Origin of the sequence: Mesorhizobium sp. M4A.F.Ca.ET.090.04.2.1, from assembly GCF_003999085.1 — a bacterium.
GTDB lineage: Bacteria > Pseudomonadota > Alphaproteobacteria > Rhizobiales > Rhizobiaceae > Mesorhizobium.
The window spans coordinates 1-1,576 of record NZ_RZOT01000820.1 but is presented as its reverse complement, the minus strand read 5'-3'; the positions used below and the strand labels follow the sequence as shown (position 1 = coordinate 1,576).

Genomic DNA, 1,576 nt, shown 5'->3' with positions numbered 1-1,576 from the left:
GGCTGGGTGTGCCGATCTACGAGAAGACGACGGTGACCGCCACCGCCAAGGGCTGCGTGACGACCAACCGCGGCACGGTGCGGGCAGAAACCATCATCCGCGCCACCGAGGGTTTTACGGCTGGCATTCCCGGCGAGGAACGGACCTGGCTGGCCCTCAACAGCGCGCAGATCGTGACCGAGCCGCTGTCGCCTGAACTGTGGCGCGCGATCGGCTGGGAAGGGCATGAGCTGCTCGGCAGCGCCGCCCATGCCTATTGCTATGCCCAGCGCACGCGCGAGGGGCGCATCACCATGGGCGGGCGCGGCGTGCCCTATCGCTACGGCTCGCGCACCGACGTCAACGGCCAGACGCAGCAGGCGACGATCGACCAGCTGCATCAGATCCTGACGACGCTGCTGCCGCAGACGGCGGGCTGCCGCATCGAGCATGCCTGGTGCGGCGTGCTCGGCGTGCCGCGCGACTGGTGCACGACGGTTGGCCTCGACCCGACGACCCGCATCGGCTGGGCCGGCGGCTATGTCGGGCTCGGCGTCTCTAGCTCCAACCTGTCGGGGCGCACGCTCGCCGACCTGATCCTTGGCCAGGACACGGAGCTTACGCGCCTGCCTTGGGTCAACCGCAAGGTGCGGCGCTGGGAGCCGGAGCCCTTCCGCTGGCTCGGCGTGCACTCGATGTACCAGCTCTACCATCTCGCCGATCGCCGTGAGGCCGCCGGGCTTTCGCACACCTCGAAGCTTGCCGCCCTCGCCGACGCCATCACCGGCCACTAGAGCGTTTCGCAATTGCGGACAGGAAACAGCTGCTTGCTTTTCCTGGAATCGCTTTGACCCATGGAGCCCAACTTGATCGACCTTTCGACCTTCCACGACCTCGCCACGGCCCTTATCGGGGCGTTCTCACCCAAGCCGACCTCCATTGAGGGAGGTCAGGTCGAGGCGGTGCGCTCGCTCTTCCGGTCGCCTGACGGGACCATCGATATCGGCATCTGGGAGTGCACGCCCGGCCGCTTCACCGCCGATCGTTCCGGCTCGTCGGAGATCTGCCATATCATTTCCGGCCGCGCTGAAGTGAGCCGTGCCGACGGCAAAATGCGCGAACTCGGACCGGGAGACCTGCTCGTCCTGCCGCAAGGGTGGAAGGGCGAATGGCTGATCCACGAGACGACACGCAAGCTCTACATGATCCAGAGCGCCGGCTGAATGGCGAGGTCGATCTTCCGAGCCGAAAGACGCAGGTTAGTGATCGATCGGCCCCTTGGGTGAGACAAGGGTCGTGCCGGCAGTAGTCGGGCGCTCGATCATGCGGCGTACGCGCGGCGGCTCCTCGCCGCTGTGAAGCGCGCGGATGCGCTCGCCGACCACGGCGTCGGCATGGGTGGCACGCCTGTTGTGACGGATGTACTCGACCCAGGTCGGCGTGTGGTAGTGCTCGATCCAGATGCCTGGATTTTCAAGATCGCGGGCAAGCGTCCAGTTGCGGGCGCCGTCGCGGCGGCGGATGCGCCCGCGTTCGGCCATGGTGGCGAGGAATTCCGGCTCGTCCTCCGCGCGGATGACGTATTCGATCATAATGG

At 66.6% G+C, this 1,576-nt stretch carries 3 protein-coding genes; 2 read left to right on the top strand and 1 reads right to left on the bottom strand.

Translation table 11 applies throughout. The features are described 5' to 3' along the window. Both EN781_RS32210 and EN781_RS32205 read left to right on the top strand, forming a co-directional pair. A partial coding sequence (locus EN781_RS32210; protein WP_127400714.1) for an FAD-binding oxidoreductase occupies positions 1 to 773 on the top strand: 773 nt, incomplete at its 5' end. Between the two features lie 60 nt (positions 774 to 833). After that, a complete protein-coding gene (locus tag EN781_RS32205; protein ID WP_126058464.1) occupies positions 834 to 1,202 on the top strand; it encodes a cupin domain-containing protein in 369 nt (122 codons plus the stop codon). A gap of 36 nt (positions 1,203 to 1,238) precedes the next feature. On the opposite strand, the gene EN781_RS32200 is transcribed toward EN781_RS32205, so the two are convergent. After that, on the bottom strand, positions 1,239 to 1,576 hold a 338-nt coding region (locus EN781_RS32200; RefSeq protein WP_189347965.1), incomplete at its 5' end, for an MFS transporter.

Bases quoted from the DNA above. Each gene is read 5' to 3' on its own strand.
- EN781_RS32205 (WP_126058464.1), top strand. From the start codon at position 834: ATGGAGCCCAACTTGATCGACCTTTCGACCTTCCACGACCTCGCCACG.